The sequence below is a fragment of the Gulosibacter sediminis genome, assembly GCF_030011715.1.
Taxonomy (GTDB): Bacteria; Actinomycetota; Actinomycetes; order Actinomycetales; family Microbacteriaceae; genus Gulosibacter; species Gulosibacter sediminis.
Genome location: NZ_JASCYH010000002.1, coordinates 159,378 through 180,371 on the forward strand (window position 1 = coordinate 159,378; position 20,994 = coordinate 180,371).

Consider the following 20,994-nt stretch of genomic DNA (forward strand, 5'->3'; position numbering starts at 1 on the left):
GTCGGAGGCTCGGTCTACTGTTCGTCGCACCCACCAAAGCAGCCCTGGGAAGGATGCGACCATGACCTTGAGCCACGTCGAACACCTTGAAACCCTGCTGACCCACTTGTGCGCGGGCACTGTGCCCCAAGTCGCGCGCTTCGCCCTCCAGCCAAACCGAGTCGGCATCGACATTGCCGGGCAGCCTGGGCTCCAAAACAGCATCACCAAGCCTCGCGCCGCACAACTCATCGAAATCGCCGAGCCCGCTGCGCCCGACTGCCACACGTGGCGCATCTCCCCCGCCCAGGTCCACCTCGCCGACCACTGGCACGAGCAACTCGCCGAGGCCCTCGTCGACATACCGATGCAGCTCGGGATGCCACATGGCACCCGCCTCGACGCCCACTTCGATGGCCTCATCGTGCACGGCACCGGGCCGATAACATTGCCCGCGCCCGCAATCGCCCGCACGGATGCTGTTGCTCGTGTCTTCGTGCAGCTCCGTTCGACACATCGCGGCGGAGAGTTTGAGCGCGAGGAGTCGCGGAGGCGGCACGGTAGTTCGAACGGCTGGGATTACGGATGGAGAGGCTTTGGCAACGACGCCCACGCCATTCGGCTCGGGCATGAGCCCACGAGCTCGGAGGTGACCTCGGGCTATGTCATCCACCTCAGTTTCACGCTGACATCAAGTAACCCGATCGGGGCCGAGCCCGACCAGCTCGAAGTCGTCGCGAGGTACCTCCATAACGCGGGCCGAGACGCAACAGAGCCGGTCGCGCTCCTGCTGAGCGACGATTACGCCGACTTGGCGTTGGCGGACCACGCGATGCGTCCAGAAGACGAGGCGCTCGTCCGTATGGTCTGCTCCGGCGCCGCTCGGGCCGGATTCGAGTGGGCGTACGCGGGAGGCCGCCTGGACGTCGAGGAATATGACGACGCGAGGACAACCCTGCAGCTCAGCTGGTGGAACGACACCGAGTGTCCGGGCGTGATCGACCTCACGGTTCGGCGCGAGTGCATCCTCGATCCTCAGCACGTCATCGAGATGGATCGGTCAGATCTCCGGTCGGCTACGCGGAGATATGCGAGCGTATCGACCCGCACCGCGCTGCTGCTGTGGCCCCGAGCAATCGGTGACGAGGTACGTGCCGACGCGAAGCCAAGCTGGGCGATCGAATCGGCTCTCGCCGCGCTCGATGCTCAGGGCGTGCCCCGCGCGAAACGTCTCCTCGGCCTCGCCGCGCGTGGCGCGCATGACGACGACCGAATCCGGTCGTTCCACCTCGAAGAACGTCACAGGTTTGACTCGACGGATGTCAGCAAGGTGACCTTCTAACGGGAGCCTCTGCTGTCGTGGCGGTCGGCGCAATGCGCGTCGGCCGCCGCGATCGCGGCGCCCCGCCGCTCGGGCAGGTCGCGCGGGCCGAGTATCAGGCGGCGATGTGCAGGCTCGCGCTGTCGACGAGCGCGGCGGCACTCAGCAGCAGAGCTTCCTGACCGGGCCGCGCGATGAGCTGCACCGACTGCGGCAGCGCGCATCCGTCGACCCACATCGGCAGGGCGATCGCGGGCCAGCCGAGCACGTTCCAGATGTTCGTCATTGATGCGAGCTCGCGACTCGGACCGGGGTCGGTGAAACGCGGGGCGAGGATGGGCGAGCTCGGGCTGATGAGTACCTCGCGTTCGTCGAAGGTCGCCTCGAAGAGCTCGCGCACGCGGTCGATCTCTGCCTCGGCGGCCGCGACCTCAGCATCGGTGACGTCGCGCCCAGCGAGTACGTTCGCGAGAATCTTGGGCTGGAACTTCTCGGGCGACGTGCGTGCCCGCTCGGCGTGCAAGTCGTATGCTTCCCTCGAGCGCACGATGCGATAGAGCTCGGCATAGTCGATGTCGTGGCCATCAAGCTGCGGCAGCCGAGCTGCCTCGGCGCCGAACTGCGCCACGACGCGGTCGTGAGGAACGCCGGCGGCCGCGTCGACGACCTTGGCCCGTACATCCTCGAGGGCGAGGAATCTCGCGACCTGCGCATCCGCACCGCGAAGGAATCCGGTCGCCTCCATCACGACAGCGATGTCGTCGGCCGTGGTCGCGAAAAAGCCAAGCGTGTCGAAGGCGTCCGAGAGCGGGAACGCGCCTGTGGTGTCGATGAGGCCGAGCGTCGGCTTGAGCCCCACGACGCCGCAGAGCGCGGCGGGCAGGCGAATCGAGCCGGCCGTGTCTGACCCGACCGCGTATGACACGACGCCAGTCGCGACCGCCGCGGCCGAGCCCGAGCTCGAGCCGCCGGGCACCCGCTCGGCGTCGAAGGGATTCCGTACGACGCCGAACGCCCCGACGTCACCGCGAATGCCGTACGAAAACTCCTGCGCGTTCGTCTTGCCGACGACCACGGCGCCCACCGCACGCAACCGCGCGACGATGAACGCGTCGTGCTCGGGCACGTTGTCGCGGAAGAACTCCGAGGCCATCGTCGTGCGCAGCCCCGCCGTGTCGATGACGTCCTTCACCGCGGTCGGGATGCCGTCGAGCGCCCCGCGCGACTCCCCCGCGGCGCGACGCGCATCCGATTCCTCCGCTGCCCGGAGCGCCCCGGCGTCGTCCACCGTGATGAAGAGATTGTCGGATGCGCGGGCCGCCTCGAGCGCCCGTCGAGTCAGCTCGACGGAGGTCGTTTCGCCGGCAGCAAGCTGCGCCGCGAGTTGGGTCAGGGTCGGATGCACGTCATTGTTCGCCACGCCCGCCAGCGTAGCCCGGAACGAGAGGGCGACCATTGCGTTAGCTACGCGCCTCCGACTGCGTTCGCGGAGACAAGCGCGAGCGGCGCGAAACCTCAGTTTCGCAGGCGCATCGGGCCCTTCAACAGCCTCCGCTGGTCGCGCACCCAGACCGCGCCAGTCTCGCGATGTTGGGCCCGAGTAGCGAAGCGGTAGCGGTACGCGACCACCCGCACCCACGCGGGCCGCTCCCCCGCGAACGGGTCGTGCCGCACGAGCCGCAGCGTCGGCGCATCCGCCTCGAGCAGCCTGCCAAGGAACGTGCGGAACCAGCCGTCGAGGCCGCGGCCGAGCGGCAGAAACCACATGAGCCAGTCGAGCCGCAGGTGGTACGGCGCGAACTGGCGCGGCCGCCGCCGAGCGTCGCCGGGTTTGCCGTAGAACTCGTACTCGTGCCACGTCGCGTCGCGCGGGTTCGCGTCGCGGGTGCCCTCGACGACGTATTCGACGCGTACCTTCGTCACGCTGCCGAACGCGCCGTAGGCGTTCGCGAGCTGCAGCCGGTTGAACGCGCAGTTCATCACCTGCCGTTTCGCGAAGAAGAGGTTGTGGAACGCGGGCCAGCTCAGCCAGAGGTAGAGCGCACCGATGGCCCAGGTGATGACCACCCAGTAGGCCGGCAGCTCGGCCGAACCGATCGGGGCGCCGGGCACCGCCACGGCCGACGCCGCGATGACGATCGTTGCCCAGTTGAGCCAGGCGAAGTTGCCGGTGAGCACGAGCCAGAGTTGCGTCGCTACCACGATGCCCGCGGCGACGGTGCCGACCACGCCCGGCACGAACAGGAACCACGGCACGACGAGTTGCGCGAAGTGGTTGCCCGCGACCTCGAGCCGGTGAAACCACCGCGGCAGCAGGTGCGCCTGCCGACTCAGCGGCCCGGGCATCGGCTGCGTTTCGTGGTGATAGGTGAGCGCGGTGAAGTCGCGCCACTCGCGGCCGCCGCGAATCTTGATCATGCCCGCTCCGAATTCGAGCCGGAACAGCAGCCACCAGAACAGCACGATGACGACGATCGACGGCGCCTGCGAGCGCGAGCCGAGAAACGCGGCGAGAAAGCCGAGTTCGAGCAGCAGCATCTCCCAGCCGAAGCTGTAGAACACCGCGCCGAGGCTCGTCACCGACATGTAGCCGGCCCAAAGCAATAGAAACGCGAGCATCGGCAGCCACGGTGGCCCGAGCTGCGGCAGCCCGGCCACGATCAGCGCCGCGACGACAATGCCACCCGAGCACAGCATGCGCAGGCGCCGGTCGGTGTAGCGCAGCCAGCGAAAAATTGTGAACCGCACGGGCTGTTTTGGCCGCCGCTGCAGCCCGCGCTCCCCGAGGAGCACGGGGAACTGCCGCAGCGTCGACACGAAAGCCACCACGAACAGCGCCGCGATGCCGCGCTGCAACACCTCTCGAGCAAGGCCGTAGTCGACGGCCGCGAACCCGTCCATGCCGCCAGACTATGCCGAAGCCACCCGCCTACCGCCGGGTCGCGTCCTGCACCTCGCCGATGAGCTCCTCGACGATGTCCTCGAGGAACAGCGCACCCGTCGTCACGCCGGTCGCGTCGGCGACGCGCGCAATGTGCGTCTCGCGCGCGCGAATCGTCGCGAGCGCATCCTCGAGCTCCATCTGCGCGTCGAGAGTCACGAGCGGTCGGATGCGGTCGGCCGGGATCGGCGCGTCGACCACCTCGGGGGTGCTCAGGTCGAGCAGGTCCTTGAGGTGCACATACGCGCTCGGCGTGCCCTGCTCATCCGTCAGCACATAGCGCGAGTAGCCGTGCTCGGCGACCGTGCGTTGTACGTCGCGCGGCGTCGCGGTGTGCGGCAGCAGCACGAGCGAACCGAGCGGCACCTCGACATCAGCGACCCGCTTCTCGGTGAACTCGATCGCGGCGCTCACGGTGCCCGAGTCGTCGACTAGGGTGCCCTCGCGCTGCGACTCCTCAACGATCGTCGCGACCTGGTCTATCGTGTAGGCGCTCGTGGCTTCGTCTTTCGGCTGCACGCGGAACAGGCGCAAGATGCCGTTGGCGATCCAGTTGAGCGAACGGATGATCGGGCTCACGACGCGGCTCACCAACACGAGCGGCGGGGCAAGGATGAGCGCGGCGCGGTCGGGCACCGAGAACGCGATGTTCTTCGGCACCATCTCGCCAAACACGACGTGGAGGAAGGTCACCAGCACGAGGGCGACGATGAACGCGGTCAGCGTCACGCCCTCGGCAGAGAGACCGGTCCACGCGAGCGGGTACTCGAGCAGGTGGTGAATCGCCGGTTCCGACACGTTGAGAATCACGAGCGAGCAGACGGTGATGCCGAGCTGGCTCGTGGCGAGCATGAGCGTGGCGTGTTCCATCGCCCACAGGGTCGTCTTCGCGGCGCGGTGGCCTGCGGCCGCCTTCGGCTCGATCTGCGAACGGCGGGCCGAAATCACGGCGAACTCGGCACCCACGAAGAACGCGTTCACCACCAGCAGTACAACAAGCCAGATGAGGCCGGGAAGGTATTCGCTCATCGCTGTCCCTCCTCAAACTGCTCCATCATGCGTTCGCGGGTGTCAGCGAACGCGGTGTCCTTGGTGATGTCGTTCGGCAGGTAGCGCAGCCGATCGATGCGCGGGCCGACCATGCGCTCGACGCGCAGGCGCCCGTGCGGGGTCTCGACCTCGTCGCCGACGGCCGGGATGCGCCCGAGCTTCTCGAGCACGTAGCCCGCGACCGTCTCGTACTCGTCGCTCTCGGGGATGCGCACTGCCGCGAGCTCCCACAGCTCGTCGGGGCGCAGCGAGGCGGCGAGCGTCACCGAGCTCTCGCCGACGTGGATGCGGTGCTGCGCCTGATCGTGCTCGTCGTGGAGGTCGCCGACGAGCTCCTCAACGAGGTCCTCGAGCGTGACGATGCCGGCGGTGCCGCCGTGCTCGTCGACGACGACGGCGATCTGGTAGCCGCGGCCGCGGAGCGTGCCGAGCAGCGAGCCGACGCCCGCGCTTTCGGGAACGAGCAGTGGCTTCGACATGATCTCGGTCACGGGGGTCGTCGCGCGGTCCTCGAAGTTCACGCCGTACGCGCTCTTCACGTGGACGATGCCCACGATGTTGTCGGCGTCGCGCCCCATGATCGGAAACCGCGAGTGGCCCGTGCGCTCGGCCTCGGCCACCACATCCGCGGCCGTGACATCGTTCGCGAGCGTGTGCATCCGCACCCGCGGGGTCATCACCGAGTCGGCGGTGCGCTCCGAAAACGTGAGGGTTCGGTGCAGCATCGCTGCATCATCGTGGTCGAGCGAGCCCTCGAGCGCCGAGCGGCGAATGAGAAAGCTCAGCTCCTCTGCGCTGCGGGCACCCGAAAGCTCTTCTTTCGGTTCGATGCCCATGGCGCGAATCAGCGAGTTTGCGGTGCCGTTGAGCAGCAGCACGACCGGCTTGAAGAGCCAGGTGAAGGCGATCTGCAGCGGTGCGACGAGCTTCGCCGTCGCGAGCGGCACGGCGAGCGCGAAGTTCTTGGGCACGAGTTCGCCGAAGATCATCGAGAACAGGGTCGCGATGACGATGGCGATGATGGCCCCGGATGCGGTGATCGCGGCGTCGCTGAGGCCGAAGCCCGCGAGCGGCTCGCGCAGCAGCGACGAGATCGCGGGTTCAAAAGTGTAGCCAGCAAGCAGCGTCGTGAGCGTAATGCCGAGCTGCGCGCTGGAGAGGTGGGTTGACGTGACCTTGAGGGCGCTGATCGTGGGGCCGAGACGTTTCTCACCACGGTCACGGCGCCGCTCAAGGTCAGGTCGATCGAGGTTAACGAGGGCGAATTCCGACGCCACGAAGACGCCGGTGCCGAACGTCAGAAGGACGCCGGCAAGAATGCCCCAGAGTTCGAAGTTCATCGCTCACCCCGCTCGTGGCCCGCATATTTGGGCGCTGGGATGAGCTTAGGACTATGACCAGGAGAATCTTCCATGGCCGAATTCTAGGGGCATTTTGGTTACGGCGTGCTTACTTCTTTTCGCCGCGCCCAACGATCAGGCCGTAGATGAGCAGCACGATGATCGAGCCACCGATCGCGAGCGCCCAGGTTTGCAGCGAGAAGAACTCCTCGAGGTTGGCGTTGAACAGGATGCCGCCGAGCCAGCCGCCGAGGAAGGCGCCGACGACGCCGAGCAGCAGCGTGACGAGCCAGCCGCCGCCCTGCTTACCGGGAAGGATCAGTTTTGCGATGGCTCCGGCGATGAGGCCGAGAAGTAGGAAACTGAAAAAGCCCATGAGAGCTCTCCTTTCATTTTTCGCACACGGGTGCGTGTGCTGTGTCGATTATTGCCACGTGATCACATGAAAATCACAGCGACACGCAAATGTAACCGCGATGCAACCAACTCCTCGCCCTGCATTTGCCGTCGCGTCGAACTTAGGATGGGCGCATGGAACAGGTGCGCGTGGATAGTTGGCTCTGGGCCGTGCGGGCCTACAAGACCCGGTCAGCGGCGACGGCGGCGTGCCGCGCGGGCCATGTGCGCGTGAATGATGAGCGTGTGAAAGCCGCGCAGAAAGTCGGCCCCGGCGATGTGCTGCGAGTGCGCCAGAACGGCTTCGATCGCATCCTCGTCGTGGGCCGCACGCTCGTGAAGCGAGTCGGTGCGGCGGTGGCTGCCGAGGCCTACGAGGATCGCACGCCTCAGCGAGAGCCAGTGGCCGTCATCGCGGTGCGCGATCGCGGCGCCGGGCGCCCCACGAAGCGCGAGCGCCGCGAGATCGAACGGCTGCGGGGCTACTAAGCGAGCACTGCCATGGACATCGAGTGGCTCGTTGAGCTACGGGCCGAGGTACTGCGCGCCGACCTCGCGCGCCTGGGAGCGTTTGGCGAACACCGAGTGCGCGAGCGGATGCGCGCGGCATTTCGGCCGCAGAATACGCAGGTCATCGTCGTCGACGGCGCCGACGCAGGGTCGATTTCGCTGCGCGAAGAGCAGGATGCGCGCTGGATCGAAGGGTCTGATGCAGGAAGAGGTGACAGTTCTAGTTAGGCCGCGAGGGCCAGGTCGTTGTTCATGATGGCCTCGAACTAGATGGCGTCAAACGGCCCAGGCGGACCTGCCTGCGTCTGCGGTGGTAGGTCCGCTCGACCCAGGTCATGATCGCGATGCGCAACTCTTCACGTGTGGTCCAGGAGCGGCGGTTCAGGACGTTCTTCTGCAGCAAGCTGAAGAACGATTCCATCGCCGCGTTATCGCCCCAGGACGCGACCCTGCCCATCGAACCGACGAGGTTATGGACGGCGAGTTCGCGGCGCAGTTTCCTGCTTCGAAATTGCGATCCTCTATCTGAATGGACGATACAGCCGTTCACGTTTCCGCGCATCCGGATGGCGTTGCGGACAGCTCGGACCGCGAGTGATGCCTTCATTCTCGAGTCGATCGAGTAACCCACGATCCGACCGCTGAAGGCGTCTTTGACCGCGCAATGATAGAGCCGACCTTCGTTCGTTTTGTGTTCCGTAATATCGGTCAGCCAGAGCTGGTTCGGCCGGGACGCCACGAACCGGTGACGCTCACGCCCGTGCTCCTCGATGACGACGCAGAGATCGTCGTGAACGGCGGGGCCAGGCTTCTTGCCGTTCTTGCTCCGCTTCTTCCCGAACACACTCCACCAGCCATTCGATGATGCGATCCGCCACGCGGTCCGATCCGACATCGCCTGGCCCTCCTCGCGGGCCTCGTCGGCGGGGAGCCGATACCCGAACTCCGGGTCGTCGCGGTGCGCGGCGAACAGCGCGTTCGCCCGATACGCCTCCTCGAGCTCCCGGCTTGTCACAGGATCACGTAGCCAGCGGTAGTAGGGCTGGCGAGCGAGCTTCAAGACCCGGCACGACACCACGACAGGGATTCCGTCGGCGGCGAGCTCGCTCACGAGCGGGTACATCATTTTCCCGGCAGATGAGCCTGGGACAGATACGCGGTCGCGCGACGCAGCACCTCGACCTCCTGCTCGAGGAGGCGATTGCGCTTACGGAGCTCGCGCAGCTCGGCGGAATCCTGCTTCGTCTCACCCGGCTGTTGGCCGGCTTCGATGCGGGCTTGACGCATCCACTTGTCGAGAGTTCCGACATGGACGCCGAAGTCCTTCGCGATCTGCGCGAGGGAGACGTCTGGGTCGCGGTTCTGCGCGACACGGACGACGTCGTCGCGGAACTCCTTGGGGAACGGCTTGGGCATGATGACATCCTTCCAGGCCAGCCCTCTCGGCTAGCCATGTTTGATGTCACCAGTTCCTACATCAGACCCGTTCGTTGCTCCGTTCAGTCGAGGAGTTCCGCAAGCAGCGTCTCGATGCGCTGCTTGATGTCGTCGCGGATCGGGCGCACGGCGTCGATGCCCTGGCCGGCGGGGTCGTCGAGCTTCCAGTCCTCGTACCGCTTGCCGGGGAAGAACGGGCATGCGTCCCCGCAGCCCATCGTGATCACCACGTCGGAGTCCTGCACGGCCTCGGTCGTGAGGATCTTCGGCTGCTCGGCCGTGATGTCGATGCCTTCCTCGCGCATGGCCTCGACCGCGACGGGGTTGATCTGCTCGGCGGGCATGGAACCGGCCGAGCGCACCTCGACCCGGCCGGCGGCGAGGTGGCGGAGGTAGCCCGCGGCCATCTGGGAGCGGCCGGCGTTGTGGACGCAGACGAACAGCACGGAAGGCTTGTGATCGGTCATGTTCGGTTCGCTTCTTTCGTTCAGTCGGTGAGGGTGGTGAGGAGTGCGCGGACGCGGGTTTCGATGTCGTCGCGGATCGCCGCAACCCCTTCCGGGGAGGCGAGGGCAGGGTCGCCCACGGCCCAGTCCTCGTAGCGGACTCCCGGGATGATCGGGCACACGTCCCCGCACCCCATCGTGATCACGACGTCGGCGGCTCGGACGGCGTCGTCGGTGAGCGGCTTCGGGAACGCCGACCCCGCCTCCGGTTCGCCCTCGATCTCGGTCAGCAGAGAGCGCACATGCGGGTGCACGTCCGACGCCGGGGTCGACCCGGCCGAGCGTGCGATGACGGTGCCGCCAGCGAGCTGATTGAGAAGGGCGGCGGCGAGCTGGGAGCGGCCGGCGTTCTGCACGCACACGAACAGCACCTGCGGTATTCCCGCCACGCGGTCCCGGGTGAGATCGGCCAGGCGCTGCCTCGCGAAGCGTTCGGTGAGCGGGATCATGTGCCGGGTCACTTTCGCCGACCGCACCAGGCCCGCGTAGGACTCCCGGACGATCGCGATCACGAGGTCCCGGTTCAGGCCGGTCAGCTCGTCCGCGAGTTCCTCGGCGAGGCGGGTGACGCGGGCGTCCATGTCGCGCAGCGCCTCAGCCCGGACCTCGGGCTGCTCCGGCTCACCTGAGACCGCGGCTGGTGCGAACGCGTCCAGGAGCGCGGCGACGGCGCGCTGCCGTGCCGGGGTGATCCGGTACCAGACCCAGGTGCCGCGCCGTTCCGAGGCGAGTATCCCGGTGTCTTTGAGGACCTTCAAGTGGTGGGAGACGGTCGGCTGGGACACCTCGGCGAGCTCGGCGAGATCGCACACGCACGACTCGCCGCGCGGGTCGGTGGCGATCGCGGACAGCATCCGCAGCCGGAGCGGGTCGGCGAGCGATTTGAGTGCGCCGGCCACGGTCGTGGCGGCATCCTGTCCGATCGCGTGCGTCGAGGACGGCGCGCACGCCTCGGCGTCCGGGAGGACGGTCGTGTCGGTCATGACGTCCTCGATTCGGTGACGGCTTCCGTCGCGTAGGGGTCGGTGTGGAACCAGGCCTTCGCCGCCCAGAGGGAGACGTAGACGAGGCCGACGAGAACGGGCACCTCGATCAGTGGGCCGACCACGCCGGCGAGGGCCTGCCCGGAGGCGGCGCCGAAGGTGCCGATGGCGACCGCGATCGCGAGCTCGAAGTTGTTGCCCGCCGCGGTGAACGCCAGCGTCGTCGACCGGGCGTACCCGAGCCCGAGGGTCTTGCCGAGCAGGAGCCCGGCGAACCACATGAGGCCGAAGTAGACCAGCAGCGGCAGCGCGATCCGGGCCACGTCGAGCGGGTTCTGGGTGACCGCCTGGCCCTGCAGCGCGAATAGCAGCACGATGGTGAACAGCAGCCCGTACAGCGCCCACGGCCCGACCCGGGGAAGGAACTGCTCCTCGTACCATTCGCGGCCCTTGCGGCGTTCGCCGATGAACCGGGATGCGAACCCGGCGATCAGCGGGACGCCGAGGAACACGAGGACGTTCAATGCGATCTGCCACACCGAGATCTCCAGGCCTTGGGTGTCGAGGCCGAGCCAGCCGGGCAGCACGGTGAGGTAGAACCAGCCGAGCACGGAGAACATCACGACTTGGAAGACGGAGTTGATCGCGACGAGCACGGCGGTGGCCTCGCGGTCGCCGCAGGCGAGGTCGTTCCAGATCACGACCATCGCGATGCAGCGGGCGAGCCCCACGATGATCAGCCCCGTGCGGTACTCGGGCAGGTCCGGGAGGAACAGCCAGGCGAGGGCGAACATCACCGCGGGACCGACCAGCCAGTTCAGCACGAGCGAGGAGACGAGGAGGCGCTTGTCGCCGGTGACGGCGGCGACCTTGTCGTAACGCACTTTCGCGAGCACCGGGTACATCATCACCAGCAGGCTCAGCCCGATCGGCACGGAGATCCCGCCGACCTCCATCGCGGACAGTGCGTCGGAGAGCGCGGGAACGAAGCGTCCCAGGAGGAGGCCCGCGACCATCGCGAGGCCGATCCACGCCGGCAGCCACTTGTCCAGCGTGGACAGCCGCTTCGGGGTCGCCGTGGTAGGGGCGGTGTTCGTCTGGGTCATGCGAGCAGCTCCTCGATCTTCGCCGCGTACACGGGCTTCGGGTGCGCTCCGATCAGCACGTCGACCCGTTCCCCGGCCCGGTAGAACCCGAGCGTCGGGATCGACGTCACCCCGGCCGCGGTCACGGCCTCCGGATTCGCATCGGCGTCGACCTTCACGATCTTCACCTGCCCCGCATACTCTTCGGCGAGCTGGTCGAGGATCGGGGCGATCGCCTTGCACGGCCCGCACCAGGCCGCCCAGATATCGACCACGACAGGTAGCTCGGCTTCGATCACCTCGCTCTGGAAGGTCGCGTCGGTGACGGGGGTGACGGTGTTCATGCGGAGACCTCCAGAACGGGAGCCGGCTGGGCGGCGGGGGCGAGATGGGAGAGATAGTGCTGGGCGTCCTGGGCTGCGGCGCAGCCGGTGCCCGCGGCAGTGATCGCCTGCCGGTACGTGTGATCGACCAGATCACCGGCAGCGAACACGCCCGGCACGTTCGTGGCCGTCGATGGATGCGCGACCCGCACATACCCGTCCGGGTCGGTGTCGACCTGCCCGGTGACGAGTTCGGAGCGCGGGTCGTGCCCGATCGCGACGAACACCCCGGTCACGTCCAGGGTGCGTTCGGCGCCGGTGAGGGTGTCGCGCAGCCGCAGCCCGGCCACCCGGTCGTCGCCGAGGATCTGGGCGACCTCACTGTTCCAGGCGATCTCGATCTTCGGATCGGCCCGCACCCGCTCGGCCATGATCCGAGAGGCCCGGAACGTATCGCGCCGGTGCACGAGCGTGACCTTCGACGCGAACCGCGTCAAGAACAGGGCTTCCTCCATCGCGGAATCCCCACCGCCGACCACGACGATGTGCTGCTCGCGGAAGAAGAACCCGTCGCAGGTCGCACACCACGAGACCCCGTGGCCTGACAGGCGCTCCTCTTCGGGGAGGCCGAGCTTGCGGTACGCGGAGCCCATCGTCAGGATCACCGCCCGCGCCCGATACGTGACACCGGCGCCGGTCTCGATGACCTTCAGATCGCCGGCGAGGTCGAGTCGGGTCACGTCGTCCGAGAAGATCTCGGCGCCGAACCGTTCCGCCTGCGCCCGCATCGCTTCCATCAGCTCCGGCCCCTGCACGCCGTCGATGAAGCCGGGGAAGTTCTCCACCTCCGTCGTCGTCATCAACGCGCCGCCAGCGGTCACCGACCCCGCCACCACGACCGGGGTCAGCCCCGCACGGGCGGCGTAGATCGCCGCCGTGTATCCCGCCGGACCAGACCCGACGATCACTACCTCTTGAATCGACATGCTTCTATATTGACAGACATCGAATCAGTCAGCAACGGGTGCCGCGTCACCGCCGACAGCGTTCACGTCCTGTTCATCCGCTGGAAGGATCACGACGGCGAACCTGCGGCTGCGGGTGGAGCCGACGAGAGGTGGGAGTTGCCAGCCGGCAGAATGGCTCTCGGAGCGCGTCGCCCTTCCCGCGCAGGCAGCGACTCGCGCCGCACCTGGACCGTGCAGCAGGTGCAGGTCCGCTCAGTGACCGTTGCCGAGGCCGCCGGTGAGGCGGGCGTGGAACGCGGTCGTGTAGTCGTTCATGCCGATGAACTCGACGGTTTTGCCGTGCTGCTCGTACTTGGTCTCGATCGCGTCGAGCGCGGCGACGGTGGAGGCGTCCCAGATGTGCGACTTCGTGAGGTCGATGACCACGCGCTCGGGGTCATCGGCGTAGTCGAACATCGTCGTCAGGTCGTTGCTGGAGGCGAACAACAGCTGCCCCTCGACTGTGTAGTAGGCGCGGGCCTCGCCGAAGTGTTCGGTGACCTCGCGGCGCACGTCGATGAGGTGGGCGACGCGGCGGACTAACATGACCGAGGCGACGAATACGCCGACGACGACGCCGACGGCGAGGTTGTGGGTGGCGACGACGACGGCGACGGTGATGACCATGACGATCGTCTCGCTCTTGGGCATCCGCTTCAACGTAGAGGGTTTGATGGAGTGCCAGTCGAAGGTGCCGACGGACACCATGATCATCACCGCGACCAGGGCCGCCATCGGAATGATGGCGACGATGTCGCCGAGGACGACGATGAGGATCAGCAGGAACATGCCGGCCAGGAACGTCGAGATGCGGGTGCGGGCGCCGGAGACCTTGACGTTGATCATGGTCTGTCCGATCATCGCGCAGCCGCCCATGCCACCGAACAGGCCGGAGAGCAGGTTCGCGACACCCTGTCCCCAGGATTCGCGGGTCTTGTTCGAGTGCGTGTCGGTGACGTCGTCGACAAGCTTCGCGGTCATCAGTGACTCCATGAGGCCGACGAGCGCCATGGCGAGGGCGTACGGGGCAATGATCGTCAGCGTCTCCCAGGTCAGCGGCACGTTGGGGATGAACAACTCGGGCAGGCTGCGCGGCAGTTCGCCCTTGTCGCCGACCGCGGGTACGTTGATCGCGAAGACCACGACCGCGACGGTGACAAGCGCGATCGACACCAGGGGTGCGGGGATGACCTTGGTGATCTTCGGCATGAAGACCATGATGGCCAGCCCGGCGGCGACGAGCGGGTAGACCATCCAGGGCACGCCGATCAGCTCGGGCACCTGCGCCATGAAGATGAGGATCGCGAGGGCGTTGACGAAGCCGACCATGACGCTGCGCGGGATGAACCGCATCAGCTTCGCCACCCCGCGCACGGCGAGCACGATCTGGAGGACGCCTGCCAGCAGCACGGTCGCGATGAAGTAGTCCATCCCGTACTCGCGGGCCACCGGCGCGATGACCAGTGCGATCGCACCGGTCGCGGCGGTGATCATCGCAGGCCTGCCGCCGACGAACGCGATGGTCACGGCCATGACAAACGAGGAAAATAGGCCGACCTTCGGGTCGACGCCGGCGATGATCGAGAACGAGATCGCCTCCGGGATCAACGCGAGAGCGACGACGAGTCCGGCGAGGACCTCGCGGGTGAGGATGCGCGGGGTCTTCAGCGCGGTGAGCACCGAGGGGTCGGGCCGGTACCGGTTCCGGTCATCGGCGGTCGTGGTCGCTGTCGTCATGAGGCAGGCCTCCAAGGTCAGGGGCGGGTCAGGTGTGACACCATCAAAGAATGAGAGCGCGCGTCTGCGCGCAGCCCGACAGTGCCCCGCTCGGGGTCCGGCAGTTGGGAAGATGCCTGCGAAACATGCGGGCACGAAAGTCAACTCTAACGTAACGTGAGTGTTGAGGCGACTTGGGAAGGGAGCCGCGCTATGCCCGAGACCGGGATGATGCACATCGGGGAGCTCGCGGAGCGGACGGGGCTGTCGCTGCGCACGATCCGTCACTATGACCAGATCGGCCTGCTCGCTCCCTCGGGGCGCTCGGAGGGCGGGTTCCGCCTGTATACCGAGGACGACTACGACCGGCTCTTGCTCATCCGGCGAATGAAGCCGCTGGGGTACTCGCTGGAGCAGATGGGTGACCTGCTTCAAGCGCTGGAGAGTGCGCGCAGGGGGGATGCGTCGGGAGCGGACGGAGAACTCGCGTTGGCGCAGTTCCTGGATGACGCACAAGAGCGTCGAGTGAAGCTTGCCCAGCAGCTTGATGCTGCGGACGAGTTCATCGGGTTGCTCAGCGCTCAGATCGCGAAATAGTCGCCGCGTCTGCGTCGGGTGTTTGATGGGCGTCGGCGGTGGGTGGTTCGACGATCGTGGCGGAGTAGCGCAGCGCGGTTTCGATGCCGATGCCGAAGAGATCGCAGATTCGGCGGACGTCGCCGCCGGTCTGTTCGACTTCGTAGAGAATCCGGTCGGTGCGCAGCGCCTGGGCGGTGACACCGGCCTTCTTCCAGGGGAAGTTCCGGCAGGGCGGTGAGAGCCTGGGCGCGGTCTGGATGGTGACGAGCAGGTAGGGGTTCTTCGTCTCGGGCCAGCGCTTGGCACGGTGGTCGAGCCACGCGCTCAGGCGGGCGCGAACGGGTTTCGCGAGGGGGAGGGAACGGCCGTCGGGCATGCGCAGTCGTCCGTCGATGATGTCGGTGAGCTTGATGTGCTGCACTTGCGAAGTCATCAGGGCGTGGAAGGCGACGAGTGAGACGGCCAGCGCGACCGCGGGATCGGGATTGACCAGGGCGTCGCGGATCGCCGTGGGCTCCATCGGCAGCGGGAGGTTGCGTCTGGGGCCGCGCAGCGGGATCGCTTTCGTCGGGTCGATGAAGACCTGCTTGCGTCCGCGCAAGATCGTGAACAGGCTGCGGAAGCCGAGCATCATCGTGTGACGGGGCGACGGATCGTCGGGAAGCGCGGCGAGGATGTCTTCGGTGCCGATTCCGACGAGGCTGGTGCGTCCGCCTTCGACCCAGCGGGTGATCGCGGGGAGGATGCCGTACATCTGGCCTTTGACCGTCATCGTGTCGCGGGGCTGGCGGCGCGGCGGGGTCCTGGAGCCGTCGACCATGATGTCGCGCCAGAGCTCGAGCTGGGAGCGCATCGGCTCGGGAAGGGCATGGGTCTTGCGTTCGAAGAGCGTGGTGAAGGACGGCACCCGGTCGTCGATGAGGAGACCTGCGTCTTCGAGGACTTCGATGGTGGAGCGGATGTTGCCGTCGTCGCCACAAGAGCGCATCGCGAGGATGTCGGAGGCGCGGAAGCGCAGATTCGCGCCGGGGAACACGAGCTGCAGGATTTTCAGGGTGCGCCGGACCTGGTTGGTCTGTCGCTTTGGGTTATAGGACAAAGCGTGTGGATGGGATCTTGATCTAGGCCCGTCGTTGCAGGCGTGTCGAGGGGTGGTCTTAGTCCGGGACCCTTAGTCGTGAGAAACGACGCGAACACGACGACCTGTCTGGTATGCGGGCAACGGCTCGTGAAGAACGGAAGAACCGCTGCTGGAACGCAACGGTGGCGCTGCCCGGACTGCGGCGCATCGTCCGTCAGGAAACGCGTCGACCTGGTCCGCCGTAACCAGCTCCGGGAGTTCCTGGAATGGCTGCACGGAAAACACTCCCAGCACGAGCTCGGCGGAGCCAGCGCCGCACGGCAACTGCGACGCCGAACAGCCTGGTGCTGGGATATCGAACCCGCACTCGGTCCCGTCAAAACACGTCATCGCGTCATCCTCGTCGATGGGATCTATATCGGTTCCTGGTGCTCATTGATCGCGGTCACCGAAGACCTGCAAGTCCTGGCCTGGCAATGGTGCTCGACCGAGTCCTCGGCAGCCTGGTCCGCGCTCTTGACACGCATCCCGGCTCCCGAAGTTGTCGTGTGTGTGAACCGTCCCGGCTTTGATGCCGCTTCCTTTTGAGTTGAAAGGATGGCGTCATGCCAAAGAAGATTGATCCCGCGCTCCGCGAACGAGCAGTCAGGCTCGTGCTCGAACACCGCGCCGAGTATCCCTCGACCTCACAGGCAATCGCCGCGGTCGCACGGCAAGAAGGTATCGGTGCGGAATCACTCCGGCGCTGGGTCGCGCAAGCCGATATCGACGCAGGAGTCCGCGACGGGCAAACCAGCGCGGAAGCCGCAGAGATCAAACAACTCAAAGCACAGAACCGCAGGCTCCGGGAGGACGTCGCGATCTTGAAAGCAGCGACAACTTTCTTCGCGGGGGAACTCGACCCCCGCAACCGGTAATGCTGGGGTTCATCGACCACCTGCGCGCCGAGGGACACGCGGTCGAGTCGATCATTCGCGTCCTGCGGGAGCAGGGCGTGCAGATCGCCGCGCGCACCTACCGTGCCTGGAAACAAGGCCACGTCAGCACCCGCACCGTGACCGACGCGCTCGTGCTCGATGCCGTGCGTGACACGGCCTGGAACGTTGAGGAACGTCCCGACGGGACCCGCCGTCGACGACTGACTCCAGAGGGCTTGTATGGGCGGCGGAAGATGACCGCGCTGATCCGCCGTACTGCCATCGCGGACGCGTCTCGTGGTGCTGTCGACCGCGCTATGCGTGCCCTCGGACTCGTCGGGATCACGCGGGCGAAAGCCATCCGAACCACGATCCCCGCCAAGAACGCCGCGCGTGCCGGTGACCTCCTGAACCGCGACTTCACCGCACCACGGCCGGACCACACCTGGGTGACCGATTTCACCTATGTCCGCACGTGGGCCGGCTGGGTGTATGTCGCGTTCATCCTCGACGTGTTCTCGCAACGGATCGTGGCCTGGCACGCGCAGACCAGCAAACACACCGATCTCGTCATGACCCCGCTGCGGATGGCGTTGTGGGAACGCGACCGGCAGGGGCATCCAGTCGGACCCGGGCAATTGCGGCATCACTCCGATGCTGGGTCGCAATACACCTCGGTTGTGTTGACCGAACACCTGGCACTCGAGCAGATCGCACCATCAATCGGGTCCGTCGGCGACGCGTACGACTGTCAGTCTCTTTCTGCCCGATCTCGCGAGGATGGGGTAGTCCTGGCCGGAGTGTTCTGACCCTTGCTTACGATTGGCCCGCAGGGTGCCTTGGCGTTGATCTGTCGAGCCTCCGGCCGGGCGCGCAGTAACCGCTGCCGCCGGATCGGGCGTGACCTGATAGGAGCCTGGAGCAGTCTCGACAACGCGTCCCCATGACAGTCCTGTCCACCCGCCGGCGCCAGCGTGACACCACGCTAACGGCAGGAGAACAGAAGAACATGACCGAGATTGAGACCGCCCGTTCGGGGCACGTCGTTATCGGCGTCGACACCCACAAGCACATCCATGTCGCCGCGGTGATGGACTCGATCGGCGGGATCCTCTCGACGCTGACGATCCCGACCCATGCCGCCGGGTTCAGGCAGCTGCTGGAGTGGGCGGCGGGTTTCGGGAAGATCATCGCGTTCGGGATCGAGGGCACCGGTTCCTACGGGGCCGGACTGACCTCGTTCGTTGGCATAAGGTGATCGAGGTCTCACGACCCGATCGGCGGCTGCGCAGGCTCAACGGCAAGTCCGACACCCTGGACGCGGAGAACGCCGCCCGAGCCGTGCTCGCAGGGTTCGCGACCGCGATTCCGAAGACCGCGGACGGCGTCGTCGAGATGATCCGTCGGGACTGCCGAAGGTTTGGTTGACTCCAAGACCGCATGATTCCTGAGAGGGCGTCGTGCTGAAAGGATGGCAACCATGCCGAAGATCACCTACACCGACGAGTTCAAGCGCGACGCGGTCGCGTTGGTCGAGTCGGGTATCCCTCAAAAGCAGGTCGTCAAGGACCTCGGAGTGGCGAAAACCACGCTGCAGGCATGGCTCCGTGACGCGAGGTTCAAGTCCCATGGGATGACCCCGACCACCGATCCAGAGGCGCGCAAGGACATGTCGCAGGCACTGCGTCGGATCCGGGAGTTGGAGATGGAAAACGAGGTGCTACGGCGCGCGGCGGCGTATCTGTCGCAGGCTCACATCACGCCCCCAAAATGATCTATCCGCTCGTGAAGGAGATGGCCGCGGTCGGTGCCCGGGTGAGGGTGCCGGTGGCGGTCGCGTGCCGGATACTGGGATTCTCCAAACAGGGCTACTACAAGTGGCTCAAGCAACCGGTGTCAGCCCGTGAGGCCGAGGAGCAAGAGCTCATCTCGGTGTTGCATCAGCTTCACAACGACGACCCGGAGGGCGGCTACCGGGTGCTGGCAGACGACCTCGCTGAGTTGGGCTACGAGTTGTCCGAGCGCAGAGTGTGGCGGTTGTGCCGGGTCGCCGGCATCCAATCGGTGTTCACCACGCGGAAGACTCGCTACAAGAAGGCCGGCGCGCCGGTTCACGATGACCTGGTCAACAGGCAGTTCAGCGCCGACGGCCCCAACGAGCTATGGCTGACCGACATCACCGAGCACCGCACCCGCGAGGGCAAGGTCTACCTGTGTGCGATCAAGGACGTGTTCTCCAACCGGATCGTCGGCTACTCGATCGATTCACGGATGAAGGCCCGGATCGCCGTCAACGCGCTCGAGATGGCAGTGGCCCACCGAGGCCGGCCCGCTGGGGTGATCGTCCATTCCGATAGAGGCTCCCAATTCCGGTCGCGCCGCTTCCGCAAAGCGCTGAAGCGCCACAGGCTACGTGGCTCGATGGGCAGGGTCGGGGCATGTGGCGATAACGCCGCGATGGAGTCGTTCTTCGCGCTCCTGCAGAAGAACGTCCTCGACCGTCGATCCTGGGGCACACGAGAGGAACTGCGCCTGGCCATCGTGTCCTGGATCGAGGGCAAGTACCACCGCAAACGCCGTCAACGCCGACTCGGGAAACTCACCCCCATCGAGTTCGAACTCATCATGAACCCAGCCGCTACACTGGCGGCATAAACCCGGAGGTCAACCAAACCTTCAGCGGACCCGTCAGCTGAAAGTAGCGCACGATACCGCGGTGAAGGACCGCACCGGCGCGATGGTCACTCTCAAAGCGATGCTCGTCCACGCCACCGAGGAGCTGCGCAAGGAAACCGCGAAGAAGACGCAGAAGATGGTCGCGAGGCACTGCGCCGCGCTCCGCCCCCGCGGGCTGGCCACACCGGAGGACGCGAACCGTCATGCGCTCCGCTCGATCGCGAGACGCTGGATCGCCCTGAACGAGGAGATCAAAGACCTCGAAGCACAGATCGAGCAGCTCGTGCTCCAGCGCGCACCGCACCTGCTGGACGAGTTCGGGATCGGTGTCGACACCGCCGCAGAGATTCTCATCGTCGCGGGAGACAACCCTGAACGCATCAAGAGCGAGGCCGCGTTCGCGAAACTCGCCGGGATCAGCCCCGTCCCCACCGGGAGCGGGATGACCAGCGGGAAGCATCGCATCAACCACGGTGGCCATCGGCAGCTCAACGCGGCGATCTACCGGACCGTCATCGTCAGGATGCGATTCCACGAACCCACCATCGCCTACGTCGCCCGACGCACCGCCGAGGGCAAGAGCAAACGAGACATCATCCGCTGCCTGAAACGCTACGTGATCCGCGAGGTCTACCACCTCGTGAAGACCGACCCGAGAACCGGCGAAATCATGAGTTGACAACTATAGGAGCATCAACGCGCTGATGGAATCGATCAACGGCCTGTACAAAGCCGAATGCGTCCGCACCACCGTCTTCCACGACGGCCCGTACAAGACCATCACCGACGTCGAATACGCGACCGCTGGCTGGGTCGACTGGTACAACCACCGACGGCTCCACGGTAGCCTCGGAATGGTCAGCCCCGACGAATACGAGGCGGCCTACTACACGGCACTCACCCGAGCGCCGATCCCCGCATAGCAGCGGCACAGAACCCGGGACGGTTCATCTCGGTGAGAGTCATACCTGCAGTCCTACGCGGCCGCCGACTGGCACGGTATAGCTCCTCACAGAACTCATGCGCGCCTACCGGCCGGTCTTAACGGCCCTGGAAAAACCTGCCCGTGGCCCTCGTCGGACGCATGCACTCAGGCTTGACGGGGTGTCGCGTGAGGGGAATGTCAGAGTCGCGCGGTTCCTCGTAT

The 20,994-nt window shown here is 66.3% G+C and carries 20 protein-coding genes and 3 pseudogenes; 10 read left to right on the forward strand and 13 right to left on the reverse strand.

Features of this window, described 5'->3' with window-relative positions:
* The first annotated feature begins 61 nt into the window (after window positions 1-61).
* Complete coding sequence (locus QM019_RS01930; protein ID WP_282851654.1) at window positions 62-1,321, forward strand: hypothetical protein; 1,260 nt, start codon at window positions 62-64, stop codon at window positions 1,319-1,321.
* A gap of 94 nt (window positions 1,322-1,415) precedes the next feature.
* Here the strand turns inward: QM019_RS01930 and QM019_RS01935 are convergent, their stop codons facing one another.
* From QM019_RS01935 to QM019_RS01955, 5 genes are all read right to left on the reverse strand, one after another.
* The gene (locus QM019_RS01935; RefSeq protein ID WP_282851655.1) at window positions 1,416-2,720 is read right to left on the reverse strand and encodes an amidase; all 1,305 of its coding nucleotides are present in this window, start codon (window positions 2,718-2,720) and stop codon (window positions 1,416-1,418) included.
* 95 nt (window positions 2,721-2,815) lie between these two features.
* Entirely contained in the window at window positions 2,816-4,201 is a 1,386-nt protein-coding gene (locus QM019_RS01940) for a lipase maturation factor family protein (protein WP_282851656.1), read from the reverse strand.
* A gap of 28 nt (window positions 4,202-4,229) precedes the next feature.
* Window positions 4,230-5,270, reverse strand: coding sequence for a hemolysin family protein (locus tag QM019_RS01945; RefSeq protein ID WP_249385936.1), 1,041 nt, complete (start codon window positions 5,268-5,270; stop codon window positions 4,230-4,232).
* Entirely contained in the window at window positions 5,267-6,631 is a 1,365-nt protein-coding gene (locus QM019_RS01950) for a hemolysin family protein (RefSeq protein WP_282851657.1), read from the reverse strand. Before QM019_RS01950 ends, QM019_RS01945 begins: the two co-directional genes overlap by 4 nt.
* Before the next feature lie 109 nt (window positions 6,632-6,740).
* The gene (locus QM019_RS01955; RefSeq protein WP_282851658.1) at window positions 6,741-7,007 is read right to left on the reverse strand and encodes a GlsB/YeaQ/YmgE family stress response membrane protein; all 267 of its coding nucleotides are present in this window, start codon (window positions 7,005-7,007) and stop codon (window positions 6,741-6,743) included.
* 155 nt (window positions 7,008-7,162) lie between these two features.
* On the opposite strand from QM019_RS01955, the gene QM019_RS01960 reads away from it, so the two are divergent.
* Window positions 7,163-7,516: an RNA-binding S4 domain-containing protein gene (locus tag QM019_RS01960; RefSeq protein ID WP_193128206.1), complete on the forward strand. Its 354-nt coding sequence runs from the start codon at window positions 7,163-7,165 to the stop codon at window positions 7,514-7,516.
* Between the two features lie 12 nt (window positions 7,517-7,528).
* Window positions 7,529-7,765, forward strand: coding sequence for a hypothetical protein (locus QM019_RS01965; RefSeq protein WP_282851659.1), 237 nt, complete (start codon window positions 7,529-7,531; stop codon window positions 7,763-7,765).
* Here QM019_RS01965 and QM019_RS01970 read toward each other — a convergent pair.
* The 7 genes and pseudogenes from QM019_RS01970 to QM019_RS02000 form a co-directional block, all read right to left on the reverse strand.
* Window positions 7,762-8,953, reverse strand: a pseudogene (locus QM019_RS01970) (IS3 family transposase). The gene QM019_RS01965 and the pseudogene QM019_RS01970 overlap by 4 nt on opposite strands.
* 83 nt (window positions 8,954-9,036) lie before the next feature.
* Window positions 9,037-9,441: an arsenate reductase ArsC gene (locus QM019_RS01975; protein ID WP_282828184.1), complete on the reverse strand. Its 405-nt coding sequence runs from the start codon at window positions 9,439-9,441 to the stop codon at window positions 9,037-9,039.
* Window positions 9,442-9,461: 20 nt separating this feature from the next.
* Window positions 9,462-10,463: a metalloregulator ArsR/SmtB family transcription factor gene (locus QM019_RS01980; RefSeq protein WP_282828186.1), complete on the reverse strand. Its 1,002-nt coding sequence runs from the start codon at window positions 10,461-10,463 to the stop codon at window positions 9,462-9,464.
* The gene (arsB, locus tag QM019_RS01985) at window positions 10,460-11,569 is read right to left on the reverse strand and encodes an ACR3 family arsenite efflux transporter (protein ID WP_282851660.1); all 1,110 of its coding nucleotides are present in this window, start codon (window positions 11,567-11,569) and stop codon (window positions 10,460-10,462) included. The genes QM019_RS01980 and arsB overlap by 4 nt, the downstream gene beginning before the upstream one ends.
* Window positions 11,566-11,892, reverse strand: coding sequence for a thioredoxin (gene trxA, locus QM019_RS01990; RefSeq protein WP_193128208.1), 327 nt, complete (start codon window positions 11,890-11,892; stop codon window positions 11,566-11,568). The genes arsB and trxA overlap by 4 nt, the downstream gene beginning before the upstream one ends.
* Window positions 11,889-12,857 (reverse strand): thioredoxin-disulfide reductase, encoded by a 969-nt coding sequence (gene trxB / locus QM019_RS01995; RefSeq protein ID WP_282851661.1) that lies wholly within the window; start codon window positions 12,855-12,857, stop codon window positions 11,889-11,891. Before trxB ends, trxA begins: the two co-directional genes overlap by 4 nt.
* A gap of 234 nt (window positions 12,858-13,091) precedes the next feature.
* A complete protein-coding gene (locus tag QM019_RS02000) occupies window positions 13,092-14,615 on the reverse strand; it encodes a SulP family inorganic anion transporter (protein WP_282851662.1) in 1,524 nt (507 codons plus the stop codon).
* Between the two features lie 192 nt (window positions 14,616-14,807).
* On the opposite strand from QM019_RS02000, the gene QM019_RS02005 reads away from it, so the two are divergent.
* Complete coding sequence (locus tag QM019_RS02005; protein ID WP_193128211.1) at window positions 14,808-15,191, forward strand: MerR family transcriptional regulator; 384 nt, start codon at window positions 14,808-14,810, stop codon at window positions 15,189-15,191.
* On the opposite strand, the gene QM019_RS02010 is transcribed toward QM019_RS02005, so the two are convergent.
* A complete protein-coding gene (locus tag QM019_RS02010; protein ID WP_282851664.1) occupies window positions 15,169-16,209 on the reverse strand; it encodes a hypothetical protein in 1,041 nt (346 codons plus the stop codon). The two genes, QM019_RS02005 and QM019_RS02010, sit on opposite strands and share 23 nt — an antisense overlap.
* A 141-nt stretch (window positions 16,210-16,350) precedes the next feature.
* Here QM019_RS02010 and QM019_RS02015 point away from each other — a divergent pair, with 141 nt between their 5' ends.
* The 6 genes and pseudogenes from QM019_RS02015 to QM019_RS02040 form a co-directional block, all read left to right on the forward strand.
* The gene (locus QM019_RS02015; protein ID WP_282851665.1) at window positions 16,351-16,842 is read left to right on the forward strand and encodes a transposase-like zinc-binding domain-containing protein; all 492 of its coding nucleotides are present in this window, start codon (window positions 16,351-16,353) and stop codon (window positions 16,840-16,842) included.
* A 17-nt stretch (window positions 16,843-16,859) separates the two neighbouring features.
* Window positions 16,860-17,920 (forward strand): annotated as a pseudogene (locus tag QM019_RS02020) (IS3 family transposase); the annotation flags it as partial.
* 260 nt (window positions 17,921-18,180) lie between these two features.
* Window positions 18,181-18,429, forward strand: a complete 249-nt coding sequence (locus QM019_RS02025) for an IS110 family transposase (protein WP_282851666.1) — start codon at window positions 18,181-18,183, stop codon at window positions 18,427-18,429.
* A gap of 222 nt (window positions 18,430-18,651) precedes the next feature.
* Window positions 18,652-19,826 (forward strand): IS3 family transposase gene (locus QM019_RS02030; protein WP_241209084.1). Its coding sequence is split into 2 segments (ribosomal slippage): window positions 18,652-18,931 and window positions 18,931-19,826, totalling 1,176 coding nucleotides; the frame shifts between segments, so codons are not numbered across the junction.
* A gap of 61 nt (window positions 19,827-19,887) precedes the next feature.
* Entirely contained in the window at window positions 19,888-20,526 is a 639-nt protein-coding gene (locus tag QM019_RS02035) for a transposase (RefSeq protein ID WP_282851667.1), read from the forward strand.
* A 16-nt stretch (window positions 20,527-20,542) separates the two neighbouring features.
* A pseudogene (locus QM019_RS02040) lies at window positions 20,543-20,770 on the forward strand (integrase core domain-containing protein); the annotation flags it as partial.
* Between the last annotated feature and the right edge of the window lie 224 nt (window positions 20,771-20,994).